Raw genomic sequence first — 21,413 nt, forward strand, 5'->3', positions numbered from 1 at the left:
CCGTCGTCCTTATTGGGTTTCCAGTTCGCCGAGCAGCGCGTCGATCGCGCTCGCCGCATCGGTTTCACCACGCGCCGCGCAGGCCGCATCGATCGCGTCCGCGCAGCGTGCGAGCGTGCGGGTGTCGAACAGCGTGCGCAGCGGCAGCGCGAGGCCCCAGTGCAGATTCGCCTGCGCATGCGCCTGCGTCGCGAGCAGCGAGTGACCGCCGAGCAGGAAGAAATCGTCGTCGCGGCCGATCGCGTCCACGTGCAGCACGCGCTGCCAGATCGCCGCGAGCGCACGCTCGGTGTCGGTGGCGAGTTCGACCGCGGCCGCCGCTTCACGCACCGGCGCGGGCAGCGCATGGCGGTCGCACTTGCCGTTCGGCGTGACCGGCAACGCGTCGAGCTCGATCAGTTGCGACGGCACCATGTACGCCGGCAGTTGCGCACGCAACGCATCGAGCAGCGCCGCGCGGTCGAGCGGGCCCGCGTCGCCACGTGCGACATAAGCAATCAACTGCTCGTCGCGCACGATCACGACCGCGTCGTGCACGCCCGGCGCCGCGCGCAGCAACGCCTCGATTTCGCCCGGCTCGATCCGCTGACCGCGCAGCTTCACCTGCGTGTCGACGCGGCCGAGGTAGTCGAGTGCGCCGTCGGCACGACGCCGCGCGAGGTCGCCGGTGCGGTACATGCGCGCGCCCGGCACGAACGGATCGGGCACGAAGCGCTCGGCGGTCAGTCCCGGGCGGCCGAGATAGCCGCGCGCGAGACCCGCGCCGGCCAGATACAGTTCGCCGGTCGCGCCGGCCGGCACCGGTTGCCATGCCGCGTCGAGCACGTGCAACTGCAGGTTCGCGATCGGATGGCCGATCGGCACCGCGATCGCGTTCGCGTCGTCGGGGCCGCAGGTCCAGTGCGACACGTCGATCGCGGCTTCCGTCGGCCCGTACAGGTTCACGAGCGTCGCGTTCGGCAGCAGCCGCGCGACCTTCGCGACGAGCTCGGGCGCAAGCGCCTCGCCGCTCGCGACGATCAGGCGCACGCTGTCGCATTGCGCGGCGGCCGCAAAATCGTCGAGATACGCGGCGAATGCGGCGAGCATCGACGGCACGAAGTGCAGCACCGTCACGCCGTGCGCGTGGATCGCGGCCGCGAGGCGTGCCGGGTCGCGGTGGTCGCCGGGCGCGGCGATCGCGAGCTTCGCGCCGATCGCGAGCGGCCACACGAATTCCCATACCGACACGTCGAAACCGAACGGCGTCTTGTGCAGCACGACGTCGTCGCGCGTGAGCCGGTACGCGTGCTGCATCCACGCGATCCGGTTCGCGAGCGCGCCGTGCGTGTTGCCGGCGCCCTTCGGCTTGCCGGTCGAGCCGGACGTGTAGATCAGGTATGCGAGCTGCGCATCGTCGATGTCGGTCGTGACGCCGGCGGATAGCTCGTCCGGTTCGTCGGCCAGCAGATCGGCCACCGTCAGCAGTTGCGTCGTCGCGCCGTCGCCGAGGGCGGCCTCGACCTGCTCGCGCAGATGCGCCTGCGTGATCGCGACGGCCGGACGCGCGTCCTGCAGCAGATACGCGATGCGCTCGGCCGGATAGTCGGGGTCGATCGGCAGGTACGCGGCGCCTGCCTTCAGCACGCCGACGAGCGCCGTCACCATGTCGAACGAACGCTCGACGCACAACGCGACCGGCGTGTCGGGCCGCACGCCGCGCCGGCGCAATGCAGCGGCGACGCGTGCCGTGCCCAGGTCGAGTTCGCGATAGGTTGCACGCTGCACGCGGCCATGCGAGTCCGCGTATTCGAGCGCGATCGCGTCCGGCGTCGCGCGCGCGGCGTCGGCGAATTGCAGATGCAGCGGCCGACGCTGCGCGTCCGGCCACGTCTGTGCGGTGTGCTGCGCGCGGGCCAGCGCATCGCGTGCCGCATCGTCCGCGATCGACAGCGTGCCGAGCAGCGCGTCCGGCGTGCGGGCCAGCGCGTCGAGCGCGCAGGCGAACGCGCGGTGCCAGGTTTCGACCTGGCACGCATCGATACGCGCGGTGTCGTAGCCATAGTCGATCGTCAGCGTGGCGCCGCTTTCGATCACGAGCGTCAGCGCGAAATCGGTCGCTTCGATGCTGCGCACGTCGCTCAGCGCGAGTGCGCGCGGATCGGCGTCGCGCGCCGTGTCGTCGACCGGGTAGTTCTCGAACACGACCAGCGTGTCGAACAGTGCGCCGCCGGCGCCGCGCGCCCAGCGCTGGATGTCGGCAAGCGGCGTATGCGCATGCTCGGCAGCGGCTGCGTTGTCGCGTTGCAGCGCCTGCAGCCAGTCGGCCGCGCGCTGTTGCGGCGCGGGCGCCGTGATCACCGGCAGCGTGTTGATGAAAAGACCGAGCACCGTGTCGACGTCCGCGAGCGCATCGGGACGGCCCGCGACGGTCGCGCCGAACGCGACGGCCGGCTGATGCGTCATGCGCTGCAACGCGAGCGCCCACGCGCCCTGCACCAAGGTGTTCACGGTCAGCTTCAGGGCCCGCGCGGTGTGCGCGACACGCGCCAGCGCATCGGCGCCGATCGTCGCACGCCACGTGACCATGTCGGCATCCGCACGGTCGGCCGCGCGCTCGGCGATCAGCGTCGGCGCGTCGAGGCGCGCGAGCCGGCCGGTCCAGAAGCGTTCGTCCGCGTCGCGGTCGCGCGTGCCGAGCCACGCGATGAAGTCGCGATAGCGCAGCGCCGGGCGGCTCGCGAACGGCGACACCGCATCGGGGTCGCGATAGTCGCGCAGCACGTCCGCGAGCAGGCGTGCGGTGCTCCAGCCGTCGAGCAGCACATGGTGGCGCGTCCACACGACACGCCATGCGTCGTCGGCCACGCGGATCAGCGTGAGCCGCATCAGCGGCGGCTCGCGCCAGTCGAAGCCGCGGGCGCGGTCGGCCGCGAGCCATGCGTCGAAATCGGCGTCGAGTGCGTCGCCGCGCGTGCGCCAGTCGAGCTGTTCGACCGGCATCTGCGCATGGCGGTGCACGCATTGCAGCGGCGCCGCTTCGTCGGGCATCACGCTGGTACGCAGGATGTCGTGGCGCGCGACCGACGCGGCGAACGCGGCCGCGAGCCGGTCGGCGTCGAGCGCCGTCGCGGTCGCGACGAGCTGGTTCACGTAGCTTGCGTGACCGGGCGCGAACAACGCATGGAACAGGATCCCCTGCTGCATCGGCGACAGCGGATAGACGTCGTCGATCGTGCGCCAGTCGAGCGGCGCGCGCTCGATCGCGGCCTGCGTGAGACCGGCCGTCTGCGCGAGCGGGAAATCGCCCGGCGTCGCACCGCCGCCGCGATGCGCGACGCGTGCCGCGCAGGCATCGGCAAGCGCGCGCAGTGCGTTCGCGAAGCGTTCGGCGAAGGCATCGATCGTCGCGCGTTCGAATTGCGGTGCGCCGTACACCCAATGCACTTTGAGCGTGCGGGCGCCGTCGCGATCGGTATCCAGATACGCGTGAATCGCAAGCGTGTTGCCGAGCGGGCCTTGGGGGTCGCGCTCGGTGCCGGTGCCGCCGAAGCGCGGCACGAGCGTCGCATCGCGCGGCGCGTCGAACTGGCCGAGATAGTTGAACGTGACGCGCGGGCGCGGCACGGCGGCCAGCGCCGCGCGCGTCGCCGCATCGCCGTAGTGTGCGAGCACACCGAAGCCGAGCCCCTTGTGCGGCACCGCGCGCAGCGTGTCCTTGACCGCGCACAGCGTGTCGCGTGCGCTCGCGTCGACCGGCAGCGTCACCGGATAGTGGCTCGTCAGCCAGCCGATCGTCCGGCTCGCGTCCGCATCGTCGAACAGCGCCTCGCGGCCGTGTCCTTCGAGTTCGACGCGGCACGAAGCGGCGCCGTCGGCTTCAGTCAGCGCCAGCGCGAGCGCCGCGCCCAGCAGTTCGATCGTCTGCGTGCGATACGCGGCGTGCGCATCGGTCAGCGCCGCGCGGGTCAATGCCGCGTCGATCGTCTGCACGACGACGGCCGCATCGGCATTCGTCGCCGGTGCGTCGGGATGATCGGGCACGAGGTCGTCGCCCTGCGCCATCCCGGCCCAGTATGCGGTTTCGGCCGCGAACGGCGACGCCGGGTCCGTCGCCGCGCGTGCCAGCCGCGCGGCCCATGCATCCGCACGCAGGCCCGGTTGCGACAGGCGAACCGGTGCGCGCTCGCATGCGGCGCGATAGGCCGAGTCGAGGTCGTCGAGCAGAATGCGCCACGACACGCCGTCGACGATCGCATGATGAATCGCCAGATAGAGCTGCGTCGAACCGTCCGGAAGCCGTGCCGCGCATGCGCACGCGAGCGGCCCGCGGCCAAGGTCGAGGCGGCGCTGCAATGCGTCGAAGCGCGCCAGTGCGTCGGCTTCGTCGCGTGCCGCGACTTCGACGAACGGCAGCGCGTCGTACGGCTTCGCCGCGTCGCTGGCATGCCAGTTGCCGTTCGCGTCGCGCGCAAAGCGCTGGCGGAACGCATCGTGATGCGTGAGCAGCGCGTCGAACGCGCGTGCGAACGCGTCGGCGTCGAACGGGCCGCGCACGTCGAACGCGACCGACTGGTTCCAGTGGCCCGGGTGCGGCACGTCGAGCGCGAAGAAGCGCTGCTGGGCCGGTGTCAGGATCGCCGCGGCGGCCGGCGCGGCCTGGACTGGCGCCGGCGTTGCCGCGGCCGCCTCCTCCGTCTTCGCGATGCGCGCGAGCTCGGCGACCGTCGGGCCGTCGAACAGTTGTTTCGGCGTGAAGCGCACGCCGCGCTTGCGGGCCCGTGCGATCACCTGCAGCACGAGGATCGAGTCGCCGCCGAGTTCGAAGAAGTTGTCGTCGCGGCCGACGCGCGGCGCCTTCAGCACCGTTTGCCATACTTCGGCGAGCGCGGTTTCGACCGGACCCTGCGGCCCGTCGCCCGCTGCGACCGTCACCGGCACGGCAGCCAGCTCGCGCAGCGCGGCGCGATCGATCTTGCCGTTCGCAGTCACCGGCAGGCGCGCGAGCGCGACGAACTGCGCGGGCACCATGTAGTCGGGCAGCGTCGCGCCGAGTGCCGCGCGCACGGCGGCTTCGTCGAATGCCGCGCCGTCGCGCATCACGACGAACGTCGCGAGCCGCAGGCGGCCGTCGTGCTCGATCGCGAGCGTTTCGGCCTGCGCGATCGGGCCGGCCGCGCGGACGGCCGCGCTCACTTCGCCCGGTTCGACGCGATAGCCGCGAATTTTCACCTGGTCGTCGATGCGCCCGAGGAAGGCGATCCGGCCGTCCGCGCGCAAGCGCACGCGGTCGCCGGTGCGATACAGGCGCGCGCCGGGCGTGAACGGATCGGGCACGAAGCGCTCGGCGGTCTGCGCCGGCCGGTTCAGGTAGCCGCGCGCGACGCCCGGCCCGCCCAGATACAGCTCGCCCGTTGCGCCTGCGGGCACGCATGCGCCGAACGCATCGAGCACCAGCGCGCGCGCATTCGGCAGCGGTGCGCCGAGCGGCACGCCGCTCGCGGGATCGCGCGCGTCGACGGCGATCGACGCGGTGTCGCACGCGATCGCGCCGACCGTCGCTTCGGTCGGCCCGTAATGGTTGATCACGCGGCAGGCCGGCGCGAGCGCGGCGAGACGCGCGACGAGCGCCCACGTCAGCGTTTCGCCGCCGGTCACGAGCGCGTGGCGCGGCAGCACGTCGGCCGGCGCGCGCGCGTCGAGCAGTGCCTGCAGGTGGCTCGGCACGATCTTCAGCACGCCGACGTCGCGGCGGCGCATTTCGTCGGCGAACAGGTCCGGGTCGAATGCGCACGCGGCCGGCAACAGGTGCAGCGTGCGGCCCGCGCACAGCGCGCCGAACAGCGTCGTGTGGCCGAGGTCGGCCGCGACGGTCGATACCATCGCGAACGACGCGTCCGGTGCGAACGCGAGTTCGTCGAGCATGCCCTGCACGTAGTCGGCGAGTGCGCCGTGCGACACGACAACGCCCTTCGGCGTGCCGGTCGAGCCCGACGTATAGATCAGATAGGCGCCCTGTTCGGGATGCGGCGCGACACGGACGCCGGCCGCATGGGCGAGCGTCGCGTCCTGCGCGAGCGTATCGACGTCGAGCGGTTGCGTGCCGGTGCCGGCCGGCCAGGCGGCCGCGTCCGCGACGAGCGCCCAGCGCGCGCCGCAATCGGCGGCAGCCGCGGCCAGTCGTGCGGCGGGCTGCGCCGGATCGAGCAGCACGGCCAGCGCACCGGCTTTCAGCGCACCGAGCAGGCCGGCGACGAAACGGGCCGAACGCTCGATGCAGACGACGACGGGCACCTCGGCCGTTGCGCCGCGCAGTTTCAGTGCGTGTGCGATGCGGTTCGACGCGTCGTCGAGTTCGGCGAAGGTCAGCGATGCCGATGCATCGGCGAGCGCGACGCGATGCGGATAGGCGGCCGCCTGCCGCGCGAACGCGGCGACGATGTCCGCGTGCTCGACACGCAGCGCACGGCCGTCACGCGGCTGGCGCGAAACCGGCGACGCATCGCACGGCAATGCGGCCGTCGTGCGTTGCGGTTCGTGCGCCGCGGACGCGACCAGCGCCGCATAGCTGTCGAGCCATGCGCGCGCGGTATCGGCATCGATGCAGTCGGTCGCGTAGGCGGCGACCAGTTCGATGCCGTTCGCGTCATCGGTGAAATCCAGCGCGAAGTCGAAGCGCGCGGCAAGGTCGGGGCCCGGCGTCGCCACGGCGGTCGCGCCCGGCAGCACGCTGTCGTGGCGCGCATCGAACTGCTGCGCGAATTTCACGCGCAGCCATTCGTCGCCGCGCTTGACGGGCGGCTTCACCGCATCGACGACGCGCTCGAACGGCACGTCCTGATGCGCGACCGCATCGAGCGCCGCCGCGCGTGCGGCATCGACGAGCGCGCGGAACGACTGCGTCGGCGCCACGCGTACGCGCAGCGCCACCGTATTCAGGAACAGGCCGAGCAGCGCGCGGGTTTCCGGGCGCTGGCGATGCGCGACCGGCACCGCGACGATCACATCCGTCTCGCCGGTCACGCGCGACAGCCATGCATCGAGCGCGGCCAGCAGCACCGTGAAGACCGTGGCCTGCGCATCGCGTGCGAGGCGCCGCACGTCGGCTGTGACCGCGTCGGGCAGGCGTACCGACGCGCGCGCGCCCTGCAGCGTGCGCGTCGCGCCCGGCTGACGGTCGACCGGCAGCGCGAGCGGGCCCGGCACGTCGCGCAGCGCGCCGCGCCAGTAGTCGAGCTGTCGTTCGCCCTCGCCGCCGGCAAGCATGTCGCGCTGCCAGTCCGCATAGTCCGCGTACTGGATCGGCAGCCCGGGCAACGACGGTTCGCGGCCTTGCGCATACGCACGGTACGCGGCCGACAGTTCGTCGAACGCGCAGCGCGAGCTCCAGCCGTCGGTGATCGCGTGGTGCGCGGTCAGCAGCAGCCGGTGGCGATCGTCGGCGAGCACGAGAAGCGTCGCGCGCAGCAGCGGCCCGGCCGACAGATCGAACGGCGCACCCGCATCGCGTTCAGCCGCGCGCGCGGCTTGCGCATCGCGCGCAGCCGGCGATTGTGTGCGCAGGTCCAGCGTGGCGATCGCAACCGGCAGGTGTGCGTGGATGCGCTGCATCACGATGCCGTCGTCGTTGTCGACGAGCGTCGTGCGCCATGCCTCGTGCCGTCCGATCACGTGATCGAGCGCACGCTGCAGCGCGTCGCGGTCGAGCACGCCGTCGATCGTCCAGTGCGCGGCGATGTGATATGCGGCGCTTGCATCGCGCGTCTGCGCGAGTACCCAGAAACGTTGCTGTGCGAGCGATGCCGCGCGATCGGCGTACGGCGCGGCCGAGGCAGCCTCGCCGCGACGCGCGGAGATCGCGGCCAGCGGCTCGCCCGTTTCGCGTTCCGCGCGATCGACGTGCGCGGCCAGATCTGCGAGCGACGGATCGGCGAACAGCGTGTCGAGGCGCAGGTTCACGCGCAGTGCCGCACGAATCGCGGCCTGAAGCTGCATCGCGGCCAGCGAATCGGCGCCGAGCACGAAGAAGCGATCGTCGCGCGACGGCATGACATCGAGCGCCAGCAGCGTCTGCCAGACGCCGGCGATCTGCTGCTCGGTCGGCGTGTGCGGCGCGTCGCCCACGCGTTGCGCCGTGTCGCGTGCGGCGGCAATGCGCTCGCGCAGCGCGGCCCGGTCGATCTTGCCGTTCAGCGTATACGGCAGCGCATCGCACCGGACGAACCGGTGCGGCTGCCACGCCGCGGGCAATTGCGCACCCACGTGCGCCTTCAGCGCCGCATCGTCGGCGGCCGCGCGCAGCGCGACGCACGCGATCAGCCGCGTCGGCCCGTTGCCGGTTTCGGCGATCACCGCCGCATCGGCAACGGCCGGATGCGTGCGCAGGCACGCGGCGATTTCCGCGGGCTCTACACGCACGCCGCGCACCTGAACCTGATCGTCGAGCCGGCCGAGGTAATCGAATGCACCGTCGTCACGCAAGCGCGCGAGGTCGCCGGTGCGATAGACGCGCGCGCCCGGTTCGCCATCCGCATCGGGAATGAAGCGCTCGGCCGTCAACGCCGGACGGCCGTGGTAGCCGCGCGCAAGACACACGCCGCCGAGCAGCAGCTCGCCGCCCTCGCCTGCCTCGTCGCCATCGATACGCGCGACGCGCGGGCCGATCACGCGGCCGATCGGCAGCGACGCATACGCATCGTCCGCCGCGAGCGCCGGCATTTCGCCCGGCTCGACCGGCCACAGCATCGGCGAGATCACGGCCTCGGTCGGCCCGTAACCGTTGATCAGGCGCACCGACGGGAATGTCCGGCGCACGCATTCGAACGCCTGCTGCGGCAGCGCCTCGCCGCCGAACGCGAGCACGCGCAATGCCGGCGGCACGCCGTCGCGCGCGGCGACGGCCGCGAATTCGCGCAGATACGCCGGCGGAAACGCGGCGACGTTGACCGCTTCGCGCACCATCAGCGCATGCGCGGCGTCCGGCGCGAACGGCTGCGGCGGCGCAATCGTCACGCTGGCGCCGACCGCGAGCGGCGCGAGCCAGCATTCGTGCGCGGCATCGAAATTGACCGACGCGAAATGCAGCAGGCAGTCGCCGCGCTCGATCGGCAGCGCGGCCGCGAGCGCGTCGCAATGCGCGGCGAGCGGCCCGTGCTCGACGACGACCGCCTTCGGTGTGCCGGTCGAGCCCGACGTGTAGATCATGTAGGCGGCCGAACGCGGATGCACCGGCGCGTCGTCGCGACCGTCGAAGGCCTCGGCATCCGTGCCGTCGGCCGCCACGGCCGTCGCATCGAACGCATGCTCGAACGGCGTGCCGAGCGCCGTGCGGCCTGCCGCGTCGACGATCCCGTGCCGCAGTTGCGCATCCTGGACGATCCAGTCGAGGCGCGCGGCCGGATGGCGCGGATCGAGCGGCACGAACACGCCGCCCGCCTTCAGCACGGCCAGCAGCGCGACGAACAGCTCGCACGAGCGTTCGACGCATACGCCGACCCGCACTTCGGCGCCGACGCCGGCCGCGCGCAGTTGGCGGGCAAGCTGCGACGCACGCGCGTCGAGCGCGCCGCGCGACAGGCGCAGATCGTTCTGGAAAGGTGCGGCGAGCGCGGGCGCGTCGGGCGCAACGCGCGCCAGCTCGCGGATTCGGTGATGCAGCGCAGTCGGGAAACTCGTCATGTGCATGAAGTCCTTCGGTCCGGCCGCTTCGGCCAAGTCTCGGGGCCGCTTTGGGCGGCTTCACTGGTGTGACGAACGACGCGGCCGATTTTTTACCGTTTTGCGTGCAAATCGCGCACGGGCTCGCTTTCTCGAAGGAATGGCTAAATATTTGCGCGGCCCGTTCGTCTATCAGGAGGGAAAGCGGCAACCGGGCCCGTGCTCGTGCGCTGCTTTCGCGTCAGTTTTTCCGTTTCCGCATGTTTCGCCCGCCCTCTTATTACCGACGTTGCCGATGACAGCCGCCCACGAGCCTTCTTCCCCGCCGTCCCTCGACGCCTCCCCCGGCCGCCCCGCGGCGCGCCTGATCCTCGCGCTGCTGCGCGAAAGCCGCGCATCGCTCGCGCTGGCGCTCGTCGCCTGCGTGCTCAACGGCGTCGCGAGCGTGCTGCTCGTCGCGACGCTGAACCGCGCGCTCGCGCAGCCCGGCGCGGCCGATGCGTCGCTCGCGTGGCGCTTCGCGCTGTGCGCCGTGATCGCGCTCGTCACGCGCATCGTGTCGGGCACGCTGTTCGCCCGGCTGTCGCAGGACACGATGGCGCGACTGCGCGTGCACCTCGCGCGGCGCGTCGGCGCGGCCGAGCTGCGCGACATCGAGCGGATCGGCGCCGCCCCCGTGCAGTCGGTGCTGACCGACGACGCGACCAACGTGTCGATGCTGTTCTTCGCGCTGCCGAACCTGGTGATGCACGGCTCGATCGTGTTCGGCTGCCTCGGCTACCTCGCATGGCTGTCGTGGCCCGTGTGCCTGCTGGCACTCACCGCGATCGTCGCGGGCTCGCTCGGCTATCACACCGGCGACCGCCGCGCGATCGCGTCGCTCGAAGCGGCCGGCCACGCGCAGGACCGCCTGTTCGGCTATCTCGGCTCGCTGTTCTCCGGCGCGAAGGAGCTGAAGCTGCACGACGCGCGCGCGCGCCAGTTCGTCGACGGCCAGCTCGGCGCCGCGATCGGCGAGGTGCGCGATCACCGCCGCCGCGCGTTCAGCGCGTATGCGGTCGGCGTCGGCTGGATCATCTTCCTGTTCTACGTGTTCCTCGGCGCGGCCGCGTTCTGGCCGCAGCTCGGCGTGCACGCCGATGCCGGCGCCGCGGCCGGCTACGTCGTCGTGTTCCTGTTCATGCTGGTGCCGCTCGACGGGCTGCTGAACAACCTGCCGACCGTCAACGCGGCGCGCGTGTCGCTCGGCCGGATCGAAGGCGTGATGGCCGAATTCGGCGCGCTGCGCACGGTGCCGCCCGCCAGCGATGCCCCCGACGTGCCGCCGGCCGGCGCGGTCACGCTGCGCGACGTCACGCATGCGTATTTCCACGAGCGCGACGAACGGATGTTCCGGATCGGGCCGATCAACCTGACGATCCAGCCGGGCGAGCTCGTATTCATCGTCGGCGGCAACGGCAGCGGCAAGACGACGCTCGCGAAGGTGCTGACGGGGCTTTACGAGCCCGAGGAAGGCGCGATCGAGGTCGACGGCCGCCCGATCGGCTGGCGCGAGCGCGCCGCGTACCGGCAGCGCTTCAGCGCGGTGTTCAACGATTTCCACCTGTTCGATGCGCTGCTCGGCATCGTCGATCCGGACGACCCGGAGCGCGCGCAGGCCGATGCGCGCGCGAACGCGCTCGTCGCGAAGCTCGCGCTCGATCACAAGGTGAAGGTCGTCGACGGCGCGTTCTCGAACCGTGCGCTGTCGACCGGCCAGCGCAAGCGGCTCGCGCTCGTCGTCGCGTATCTGGAGGACCGGCCGTTCTACCTGTTCGACGAATGGGCGGCCGATCAGGATCCGTCGTTCAAGGCCGTGTTCTACGAGCAACTGCTGCCCGAGCTGCGCGCGCGCGGCAAGGCCGTGATCGTGATCACGCACGACGACCGCTATTTCGGTCTCGCCGACCGGCTGCTGAAGCTCGACAACGGGCAGATCGTCAGCGATACGACGCCTGCGCGCTCGCAGGCACGGAATGGCGTCGACGCGTTGAGCGCGTAAGCGAAAGGTTTACCGCCCGCGCGCCGTGATTGCGGTGCGCGGGCGGTGTGCCGGTTCGGCCAGGAAGATCGGAAGGTCGGGAAATCAGAAGATCCGGAACGGCATGCGGCCCGACGTGCGCGCGACGCAAGCGCAATACGGTTCGTCCGGCGCGACGATGCTCCATCTTTCCGTCAACCGCCGCCCCGCCCGCTGCCGTTCAATCACGCATTCAACGCGCGGTCGGCAGCTTCAGCATCGTATCGGTCATCACGTCGGCCAGCTTCAGCGCCGACATCGGGCCGCCGAATCCCCAGATGTTGCGCTCGATCAGCGCGATCCGGTGGTCACGCAGCGCGGGCACGAAACGCCACACCGGCGAATCGAGTTTCGCCGACAGCGGCACGTCCATCCCCGTCGCGGTGACGAACAGCACGGCCAGGTCGCGCTGCCTGAGCAGGTCGGCGGACGTCACGTACAGCGTGCCTTCGCGCGTCGGCTTCCGCGGCCACGGTTCGAGCCCGAGCGCGCGCGCGAGGCCCGCCGACGTGCTGTTGCCCGTATAGGCCCAGTAGCGGTCGGGCAGCCCGAGATCCTGCAGCAGTGCGATGCGTTCGCCGCTGCGCCCGGCCGCCTTGAGCCGCGACGCATTGTGCGCGAGGCCCGCGTCGAGTTGCGCGTCGACCGCCTGCGCACGCGCATCGCGGCCGGTCACGGCGCCGATCGTCCGGAAAATCTGCCGCATCCAGTCGAGCTGCGTGACGGGCACGCCGTCTTCCGACACGTTCGGGCTGAACTGGAACAGGATCGTCGGCGCGATCCGGTCGAGCGCGTCGAAGATCGGCGCATGGCGGAAGCCGACGCCGATGATCAGATCGGGCTTCACCGCGGCGATCGCCTCGAGCCCCGGCTCCTGTCGCGAGCCGATGTCGGTCACGTGCGCGAGCCGGTCGCTCTCGTAGCCGAGCCAGCCCGGATAGAACGAGGTATCGGCCATGCCGACCGGCACGATGTCGAGCGCGATCACGCTTTCCGCGAACATGAAGTCGAGTGCGACCACGCGTTGCGGGCGTACCGGCATCGTCTTGCTCGCCTGCGACACGACCGGATTGCCGGCGAGCGAAGAGCGCCCCGGTTGCGAAGTCGTGCCGCGCGCATCCTCCGCGGCGGCGGCTGCGCCGTTCGGTGCGACGAACGCGCCGCAGCACGCAGCGCCGAGCGCGGCCAGCGCACCGAGCGCATGACGGCGGCCGGCATGCGTCACCGGATCGCGTCCTGCCCGGCCAGCGCCGCGTCGTCCATCGTCAGTAGCAGGGGGCAGCTTCCACACAGTTGCGTTTCTCCAGGAATTTCATAACGCAGGCAGCACACGCGGCGCGCGCGAAACGGCGTCGGCAGCAGCGACGAGCGCGGCACGGCATCGCGCACCGGCAGACGCAGCGGATTCGGCTCGCCGTGCACGCAGGCCGCGCCGAACAGCCAGTCCGCATCGCACACCGGATCCGCGCTGCACGGCAGCGACCGGTACGTGTCGAGCAGATAGTCGAGCAGGTTGCCCGCGTTGCTCCACAGCACGCGCGGCGTGACGCGGCCCATCGCCGCGAGCAGGTCGATTACCGTGCCGAGGTGCGCGACGAGCCCCGCGTAACGCCGTGCGGGTTCGTCGCACGGCGCACCGAGCGCATCCCGCGCGAAATACAATGCGGCCGGCATGCCGTCGTCGAGCGCGACGAACGTGCGCTCCGGCGCCATGTCGAGCGGCCGGCCGAGCGTCAGCGCGGCAACCACGCCGGCGGGCGCGGCACGCCCGAAGTAGTACTTGCTCCATTGCGACATCAGCGCACGCGCATGCTGCGCCGGGTCGCCGCCGTAGTGACGGACCATCGCGTCGAGCACCGCCTCGCGATGCTCGGGCAGCGCGACGACGGGCACGACGATGCGCCCCGGCGGCGCATGGGCGTCATCGGGCATCCCGAGCCACACGACGTCGAGATGCCCGGCAAACGCCGCGGGCGCGAACGCCGAGAACCGCGTGGCGCGTGCGCTGTCGAGCGCCGGCGTCACCGGCCCGCGCGCCGGGCGCGGCGCCCCTCGAGAATCAGCAGTCCGAGCAGATACGGCGCGCCGATCAGCGCGGTCAGCACGCCGGCCGGCACTTCGCGCGGCGCGACCACCGTGCGGGCCGCCAGATCGGCGAAGCCGAGAATCAGCGCGCCGCACGCCGCCGCGAGCCACAGGCGCGTGCGGTGCCGGCGTGCGCCGAGCATCGTCGCGACGTGCGGCGCCATCAGCCCGATGAAACCGACCGGACCGACCGCCGCGACGGCCGCACATGCGGCGAGCGTGGCGATCGTCAGCGCGAGCGGCCGCAGCGCGGCGACCGGCAGGCCGAGCGCGGCCGCCTGGTCGTCGCCGAGCGCGAGCATGTCGAGCGGCCGGGCGAGCCATGCGAAGACGGGCACCGCCAATACGCACCACGGCAGCAGCATCGACACCTCGCCCCAGCTGCGGCCATAGGTGCCGCCGACGAGCCAGACGACGAAGCGCGCGGGCTGCACGCTTTGCTGCGTGATCAGCCACTGCGCGAGCGTGGTCCACAGCGCGCCGATCACGATGCCGGTCAGCGCGACGGCCAGCGGCGCATAACGATGCCGGTGATTCAGCGCGAGCGTGATCGCGAGCGACAAGCCGCCGCCGGTCAGCGCGGCCGCGGCGAGCGTCACGTGCCCCATCAGCGGCCATGTCGACAACGCGACCAGCGTGACCAGCCCCGCGCCCTGCGTGACGCCGAGCACTTCGGGGCCGGCGAGCGGGTTGCGCACGACGCTCTGCATCGCGACGCCGCTCACGGCGAGCAGCGCACCCGCGAGAAGCGCGCACAGCAAGCGCGGCATGCGCAGGTCGATCATCATCCGCGCGACGGCATCGTGACCCGACAGCGCGGCGGACCAGCGCGCGGGCGACAGCCATTCGGGGCCGGCCGACACGCCGACGAACACCGCGAGCACGGCAAGCGCGACGAACAGCCCGGTGCGCAACGGCCAGCCGAGCCGTTCGAGCCAGCCCACCACGCGCGTCGAACCGCTGCCCGCCGCGCGTTCGCCCTCCGCGTGCAGCACGCCCGACCACGCCGCGCCGCGCCGGATCATCGCGAGCATCAGCGGCGTGCCGACGAGCGCGATCGCGACGCCGGTCGACAGCGTCGCGTCGAGGCCCGATGCGAGCACCGCGCTGTCGGTGACGAGCACCAGCGCGCCGCCTGCGAGCGCGGACAACGGCACCAGCACGCCGAGCCGTGCCGCACGCGCGCCGCGCACCTGGCGCAGCAGGTTCGGCGCCACGAGACCGACGTACGACAGCGGGCCCGCGATGCTGACGGCCACGCTCGTGAACGCGACCGCGACGATCGTCGCGGCGAGCCGTGTCGCGTCGACGCGCACGCCGGCCGCGGCCGCCGCATCGTCGCCGAGCGCGAGCGGATTCAGCGGCCGGATCACGAACGGCAGCGCGACCAGCGGCACGACGAGCCAGCGCGCGGCGAGCGCAAGCCCTGCCGCGCCCGGTTGATAGAGGCTGCCGTTGGTCCACAGCGCGGCGCCCGCGATGTTCTGCTCGAAAAACGCGAGCACGAGCGTCGACAGCGCGGCGAACAGCAGCATGCAGACGCTGCCGGCGAGCACGAGCCGCAGCGGCGTCGCGCGCCAGCCGCCGGCCGCGACGATCGCGCACGCGGCGGCGATCAGCCCGCAGACGAACAGCAGCGGCACCGATGCGACGCCCGCGAGCGCCGGGACCAGCATCGCCGCCAGCAGCCCGAGCTGCGCGCCGCCCGTCACGCCGAGCAGATCGGGCGACGCGAGCGGATTGCGCGTGAGCGACTGGAACAGCGCGCCGGCGACGCCGAGGCAGCCGCCCGCGACGAGCGCGGCCGCGACGCGCGGCAGATTGAGGTCGAACAGGAACACGTGGGCGAGCGCGGCGGCATCGCTGCCCGGCGCCGCGTTCCACCACGCGCGCAGGTCGGGGGCCACGCGCAGCACGGCCAGCACCGCGATCAGCGCGACGAGGCCGAGCGCGATCGCGCCGGCCCGACGGCCGGCGGCGGCGCCCTGCCCGCTCGCCGCAAGACGCTTGCGCATCGCGAACGTCGTCATGCCGCGACGTCCCGGTCGAGTGCGCCCGCCGCGTGCGACGCGCCCGACGCCGTCGGCCCGTAGGCCGGCACGCACATCGGCGCGCCCGTCTGCGGATGCGCGAGCTTCAGCATGTCGACGCCGAACGCGGCACGCAACCGCGCGGGATCGAGCATCGCGTCGGGCGTGCCTTGCGCGACGAGACGGCCGGCGCGCATCAGCACGATGTCGTCGCTGTACGCGGCCGCCTGGTTCAGGTCGTGCAACACCCATACGATCGTCAGTCCGCGCGTGCGGTTCAGCGTGCGCAGCGCATCGAGGATATCGAGCTGGTGATGGATGTCGAGATAGGTCGTCGGTTCGTCGAGCAGCACGATCGGCGCCTGCTGCGCGAGCGCCATCGCGATCCACGCGCGTTGCCGTTCGCCGCCCGACAGCGCGCCGACGTCGCGCTCCGCGTCGCCCGCGAGGCCGCTCGTATCGAGCGCCTCGTCGATCGCCGCATGGTCGGCGCGCGACAGCCCGCGCAGGAAACCGCCGTACGCGTAGCGCCCGTAGGCGACGAGTTCGCGCACGGTGAGCCCCGACGGAATCTGGTTGAACTGCGCGAGCATCGTCAGCTCGCGCGCGAGCGCGCGACGGCGAAACGACGCGAGCGGCCGGCCGTTCACGTCAACCTGCCCGGCAAGCGCGGGCTGCAGGCCCGCGAGCGTGCGCAACAGCGTGCTCTTGCCGCAGCCGTTCGGCCCGCACAGCGCCGTTACGCGGCCGGCCACGATCGACAGGTCCAGCCCGTCGATCACGACATGGTCGCGATAACCCACCGTCAGCCCGCGCGCGGCAAGCGCGGCGGTACTACGCGTCATCGGTCCTCCGTTTGGTCGCCGTGTAACTCTGCGCCATCGCGACGACCACCTTGCGCGGCCCTTCGAACGGGTCGCGCGCATGTGCGCTCAGCATGTTGTCGAGCATCAGCACGTCGCCCGTGCGCCACGGAAACACGATGCGCTGGCGATCGAGCACGCCGCGAATCTCCGCGAGCGCGTCGGCCTCGAGCGGCGCGCCGTCGCCGTAGTACACGTTGCGCGGCACGTTTTCGAGCCCGACCGCGTCGACGAGCGCTTCCTGCATGTCGTCGTCGAGCGCGGACAGGTGAAACAGGTTCGCCTGGTTGAACCACACGCGATCGCCGGTGCGCGGATGGCGCGCGACGGCCTGACAGCGTTCGCGGGTGCGCAACAGCAGTTCGCCGTCGTCGTCGGTACGCCATGCGCATTCGATGCCGCGCGCCGCGCACATCCGTTCGACCTCGGCCGGTTCGCCGGTGCCGAACGATTGCTGCCACGGCAGGTCGAGCCCCTGGCCGAAGTTACGCACGTACAGCAGCTCGCGCTGCTCGAAACGCACAACCAGCGCCGGATCGAGCGCGCGATAGACGGCACGGCTGTCCGCGATCGGCGTCGCGCCGCCCTTGGGCGCCGCCAGCGCGCAATGGAACCAGATCCGCAGCGGCCATTCGCGCGTGTACGACTGCTCGTTGTGCAGCGGAATCGCGCGGTGCGGCGGGTATTCGGTCGACGTGTAGACGGCGCCTTCGACCTGGCTGCGCGGCGTCGACGCGTATTCATAGCCGATCAGCGGATCGCCGAACGATGCCGCGAACCGCTGGAACGCGTCGATCGACGGCACGTGAAAGCCCGTGAACAGCACACCGCCCGCCCGTTCGAGCGTGTCGGCCGCGATGGCGTGCGCGAGCGGCGCGACCTCGTCGATCGACATGCCGTCGGCGCTGCGCGGCGACACGACGGTGGGCAGCCCCGGCTCGATACGCAGGTCGTCGAGCGTCGGCAACGAAAGCAGGGTCATGCAACGTCCTCTTCAGGTGGCGCGCCGGGTCCCGGCGCAGCGGGTCACGACGCGCGCGATACGCGCGCGCCGTCCATCGCGCGGCGCAGGCTCGCCGGGCGCATGTCGGTCCAGACGGTTTCGATGTGCGCGAGACACTCGGCTTTCGTGCCGCGCACGCCCACCTCGCGCCAGCCGGCCGGCACGGGCCGGAACGTCGGCCAGATCGAATACTGTTCTTCGTCGTTGATGACGACCGTGTGGATCAGGTCGTCGATGTCGGCGGAAGGCGTCGTGGCTTGCGTCATGATCGGAAAAAAGCGGAAGACGGTTGAAGGAGGCGAAGCGGCGAACCCGGCGAACTGTCGAATTGGCCGCTCCTGTGTTGAAGACGATTGGCCGGCGCGATTTTTTACCGCCGCCGCGCACGACCGCCGAGAAACACCGGACACGCGACGCCGCGATGGCACGCGTCGAGACATTCCGCGCAGTGCCGCTCCGCGTCGCGCACCATGAAATGCACGAGCGTCTGCGACACGTTCAGCGCGCGCGCCGCGGTCTGCAGCGTTTCCTCGCGCAGCCGCACCATCTCGAACGCCGCGCGGCTGCGCGCCGGCAGATCGTCGAGCGCGGCCCATACACGGCGCAGCGTGTCGCGTGTCAGCAGCGCGGCTTCGGGCGTCGGTTCCGGCGACGGCACGTCGAAGCCGTCGTCCTCTTCCGTGTGATAGACGTTCTCGAGGCTTTGCCGGCGGCACGCGTCGATCGACGCGTTGCGCACCATCCGCGTCACGTACGCGACCGGCTGGCGCACCGCATCCTGGTTCGGGAATTCGACGAGCTTCACGAACACGTCGTGCACGACGTCCTCGGCCCGGCTCGCGCAGCCGACGAAACCGCGCGCGACGTTGACCAGCATCGCCCGATGCGAAATCAGCACGTCGAGCAGCGCACCCTGCGCCTGCCGCTCCGCGGCCCGGTTCGCACGTGGCGCGGCGCGCGACGGCAGGTCCGGATAACTGCCGAGGAACGGGTTTGCCGTTGCCGCTGCCGGTCGTTCGAGCACTTCCGCCATTGCCATCGATCTGCTCCGTCAAATTCCGAGATAACGCAATTTAACGTAAACGCAAATCATTCTCAATCACATTCCCTTATCTCCCTGCCGTCAATCGGGATTTGTCTGATCAATTGGCGAAATCGTCGTCCGGGCGGATGTGTATCCGTCATCGATCGGCACGCGCGGAGAAGCTTTCCGACTGAAAGGCGTCGTGCGGCGCCCGACAGGCATCGAACGTCCGCGCCGGACCTGCATCGCGCATGGCACGCGGCGAATTTCGCGCCTGCGCGGCCGTCTTGCGCGGCGCCGACACGATCTTTCAACCAGCCGACGAGGCGGGCTGCCTTGTCATGTACGGTAGCAACTTATTACGACGTGAAATTTTGGGGGCTCGTACGATCGGGTTGCCGTTTCCAAGGGAGAACAACATGAAGACCATCGTGTTATCCGCAGTCATGGTTGGCGCGCTGTCGAGCGTGATGCTGACCGGGTGTGTTGCGTACCCTGCCGGCCCGGCCGAAGTAACGATCGGCTGGCACGGCGATCGCTACTGGGACGGACACCGCTACTGGGAGCGCCGCGACTGGGAAGCGCAGCATCCCGGCGGGCGTGACAATCATCGCGACGACCATCGAGATGACCGTCGCGACGATCAGCGACCGCAGTGGTAATGCCTTTCCTTTCCCGTGATCCGATACTGAACGACAGGACCTCAACATGAAGACGCTACTCAAGACTCTGACCGCAGCCGCCGTTGCCGCAGCCGTGCTCGTGCCGGCCATCGCCGAAGCCCACCAGCACCGCGTGTGCCACTTCGAGCATCATCACAAGGTGTGCCGCTGGGTGCGTTGAGCATCGCGCAGCGCGTTCACAGAAAAGCGTCGGCATGCCGGCGCTTTTTTCATGCTGACGAGCCGTGCATGCGGCGGCGCACGCGCCGCATGCGTCAGTAGATGAACAAGCGGATCGTCGCCGTGCCGTTGAACGGGCCGATCTTCGGCGGCCCGAACGCCTTCAGCACCGCGTCGAGCGTCACGCTCTGGTAGTTCACGCTGCCCGGCATCTGCGCGAGCACGAACTGCTGGTTGAACGGGATCGCCGTGCCGTTACGGTCCTCGATGCCGATCCCGAAATTGCTGTTCGAGTCCGGCACGAGCAGCCCGTTTCGCACGGTCTGCGACGTCTCGAAGTAGCCGTCCACGCGCAGCGCCACGTTGCATTGCTTGGTCAGCGCGAGATTGAACGACTTGCGCGGCACCGCGGGCGAGAAGCCGTTGCCGGTCGCCTGGACCTGGCCGAACTTCACGATGCCGGGTTCCGGCGTGACCTTCACGTCGACCAGGCAAGGCGTCGGTTTCAGGTTCCGCAGGCCGCTCAGCTTGTAGCGAAAGCTGGGATTGATGTAGTTCAGGCCGCCCTTGCCGTCGAACTGGAACACGGCGTAGATGTCGGACGGCGGCTGCACCCAGTTGCCGCGCTTGCGCACCACGACCTGGTACGTGATGCTCAGCGGGAACCGCGTGCACCGTCCCGCCTTGACGTCGGCGTCGCTCAGCGCGCACGGCTCCACGTACGTCGTCGTCTGTACGCCGTCGCCCGGCTGACTGCTGCGGCCGAAATAATCCTGGCCGAGATAGCGGATGCCGATCTCGAGCCCCCACGCGGCCGGATTCTGCTGTTCGGGGTTCGCGTAGAAATAGATCCACTCGCCGAACGTCTTCATGTCGCCGCCGAGATCCTTGTAGCAATATCCCGTCGTCGTGCGCGGCGGCGACACCCAGATCACGTAGCCGTCCGGGGCGTCGGTCGGATACGACGCGACGTTGCCGATGGCCTCGGTCAGCATCGTGCCCCCCTCGTTCGCAATGCAGCGCACCGCCCACGCCGGCTGGGCCAGCCCGATCAACAGCGCGAGCATGCCCCACCTGAGCCACGCGGGCAGCGTCCCCGCGACGGCGTTGCGTCGCGCGCCGCTCATTGCTTCACGCTCTTGCAGGCACCGGCCTCGCACGCATACTCGACCGCCACCTGGCCGCCGTAATCGTCGATATGCGTGACGAACAGCGTCGCCGGCGTCGCGGCCTTGAACGGCACGTCCGCCGTGCTCATCGGGTTCACCATGACCGGCTCGATCGGCACGCGCGTCTTCTGCGCGCCCGCGCTCACGTCGACCACCGTCACGTGATACGGCGTCGGGTTGTCGAACACGAGCCGGTGCGCGGCCGCATCGACGCGCAGCGTCATCGGCAGCGTCCAGTCCGCGTCGCGCGCGGGCTGCACGCCCTTCGGCCGGTAGAACAGCTTCATCTGCGTGTGCAGTGCGATCTGCAGCGTGTTCGGCGTATCGGTCTTCGGCGGCACTTCGCGGATGTTCAGGTAGAACACCGATTCGCGATCGGCCGGCAACGCGGCGCCGGGCAGCTTCGCGATGCGCAGCACGTTGCGCTCGTTCGCCTCGACGCGCTGCAGCGGCGGCACGACCATCAGCGGCGACGTGATCTTGTTGCCGTCGGCGTCCTCCAGCCACGACTGCACGAGATACGGATACGTCGTGCTCTTGTTGGTGATCGTGACGATCGCGGCCTGTTCGCCCTCGTTGAAGATCACGCGCGTGCGGTCCGGCACGATCGCCGCATGCGCGGGGCCGGCGAACAGCATGGACACGACGGCGAGCGCGCTCGACGCGCGCCGCAGAAAGGAAAGGGAAAAAGCGTGGTTCATC

13 protein-coding genes are annotated in these 21,413 nt (G+C 70.8%); 3 read left to right on the top strand and 10 right to left on the bottom strand.

Translation table 11 applies throughout. The features are described 5' to 3' along the window. Nucleotides 1–9 precede the first annotated feature (9 nt). Nucleotides 10–9,657, bottom strand: coding sequence for a non-ribosomal peptide synthetase (locus BME24068_RS10220; protein ID WP_174925996.1), 9,648 nt, complete (start codon nucleotides 9,655–9,657; stop codon nucleotides 10–12). A gap of 274 nt (nucleotides 9,658–9,931) precedes the next feature. On the opposite strand from BME24068_RS10220, the gene BME24068_RS10225 reads away from it, so the two are divergent. Continuing rightward, nucleotides 9,932–11,677: a cyclic peptide export ABC transporter gene (locus BME24068_RS10225; RefSeq protein WP_174925997.1), complete on the top strand. Its 1,746-nt coding sequence runs from the start codon at nucleotides 9,932–9,934 to the stop codon at nucleotides 11,675–11,677. Between the two features lie 211 nt (nucleotides 11,678–11,888). Here the strand turns inward: BME24068_RS10225 and BME24068_RS10230 are convergent, their stop codons facing one another. The 7 genes from BME24068_RS10230 to BME24068_RS10260 all read right to left on the bottom strand — a co-directional run bounded on the left by BME24068_RS10230 (nucleotide 11,889) and on the right by BME24068_RS10260 (nucleotide 18,715). Next, nucleotides 11,889–12,920, bottom strand: a complete 1,032-nt coding sequence (locus BME24068_RS10230; protein WP_174925998.1) for an ABC transporter substrate-binding protein — start codon at nucleotides 12,918–12,920, stop codon at nucleotides 11,889–11,891. Further along, the gene (gene fhuF / locus BME24068_RS10235; RefSeq protein ID WP_174925999.1) at nucleotides 12,917–13,720 is read right to left on the bottom strand and encodes a siderophore-iron reductase FhuF; all 804 of its coding nucleotides are present in this window, start codon (nucleotides 13,718–13,720) and stop codon (nucleotides 12,917–12,919) included. Before fhuF ends, BME24068_RS10230 begins: the two co-directional genes overlap by 4 nt. Continuing rightward, nucleotides 13,717–15,810, bottom strand: a complete 2,094-nt coding sequence (gene fhuB / locus BME24068_RS10240; RefSeq protein ID WP_174926000.1) for a Fe(3+)-hydroxamate ABC transporter permease FhuB — start codon at nucleotides 15,808–15,810, stop codon at nucleotides 13,717–13,719. Before fhuB ends, fhuF begins: the two co-directional genes overlap by 4 nt. After that, entirely contained in the window at nucleotides 15,807–16,655 is an 849-nt protein-coding gene (locus BME24068_RS10245) for an ABC transporter ATP-binding protein (RefSeq protein WP_174926001.1), read from the bottom strand. Before BME24068_RS10245 ends, fhuB begins: the two co-directional genes overlap by 4 nt. Beyond that, nucleotides 16,645–17,655 carry a TauD/TfdA family dioxygenase gene (locus tag BME24068_RS10250; protein ID WP_174926002.1) on the bottom strand — a complete coding sequence of 337 codons (1,011 nt, stop codon included), beginning with the start codon at nucleotides 17,653–17,655 and terminating at the stop codon, nucleotides 16,645–16,647. Before BME24068_RS10250 ends, BME24068_RS10245 begins: the two co-directional genes overlap by 11 nt. A gap of 44 nt (nucleotides 17,656–17,699) precedes the next feature. Beyond that, entirely contained in the window at nucleotides 17,700–17,942 is a 243-nt protein-coding gene (locus BME24068_RS10255) for an MbtH family protein (protein WP_174926003.1), read from the bottom strand. A gap of 104 nt (nucleotides 17,943–18,046) precedes the next feature. Continuing rightward, a complete protein-coding gene (locus tag BME24068_RS10260) occupies nucleotides 18,047–18,715 on the bottom strand; it encodes an RNA polymerase factor sigma-70 (protein WP_096505376.1) in 669 nt (222 codons plus the stop codon). A gap of 404 nt (nucleotides 18,716–19,119) precedes the next feature. Here BME24068_RS10260 and BME24068_RS10265 point away from each other — a divergent pair, with 404 nt between their 5' ends. Then, nucleotides 19,120–19,362 (top strand): hypothetical protein, encoded by a 243-nt coding sequence (locus BME24068_RS10265; RefSeq protein ID WP_096505468.1) that lies wholly within the window; start codon nucleotides 19,120–19,122, stop codon nucleotides 19,360–19,362. A 46-nt stretch (nucleotides 19,363–19,408) separates the two neighbouring features. Beyond that, nucleotides 19,409–19,543, top strand: a complete 135-nt coding sequence (locus tag BME24068_RS34965) for an HHHH-motif protein (RefSeq protein ID WP_226277827.1) — start codon at nucleotides 19,409–19,411, stop codon at nucleotides 19,541–19,543. Nucleotides 19,544–19,637: 94 nt separating this feature from the next. Here the strand turns inward: BME24068_RS34965 and BME24068_RS10270 are convergent, their stop codons facing one another. Together BME24068_RS10270 and BME24068_RS10275 are read right to left on the bottom strand one after the other, a co-directional pair. Continuing rightward, nucleotides 19,638–20,669 carry a fimbrial protein gene (locus BME24068_RS10270; RefSeq protein WP_096505378.1) on the bottom strand — a complete coding sequence of 344 codons (1,032 nt, stop codon included), beginning with the start codon at nucleotides 20,667–20,669 and terminating at the stop codon, nucleotides 19,638–19,640. Further along, nucleotides 20,666–21,412, bottom strand: coding sequence for a fimbrial biogenesis chaperone (locus BME24068_RS10275; protein WP_174926004.1), 747 nt, complete (start codon nucleotides 21,410–21,412; stop codon nucleotides 20,666–20,668). Before BME24068_RS10275 ends, BME24068_RS10270 begins: the two co-directional genes overlap by 4 nt. Between the last annotated feature and the right edge of the window lies 1 nt (nucleotide 21,413).

It is taken from the genome of Burkholderia anthina (assembly GCF_902498995.1).
In the GTDB taxonomy this organism is placed as follows: Bacteria; Pseudomonadota; Gammaproteobacteria; order Burkholderiales; family Burkholderiaceae; genus Burkholderia; species Burkholderia anthina.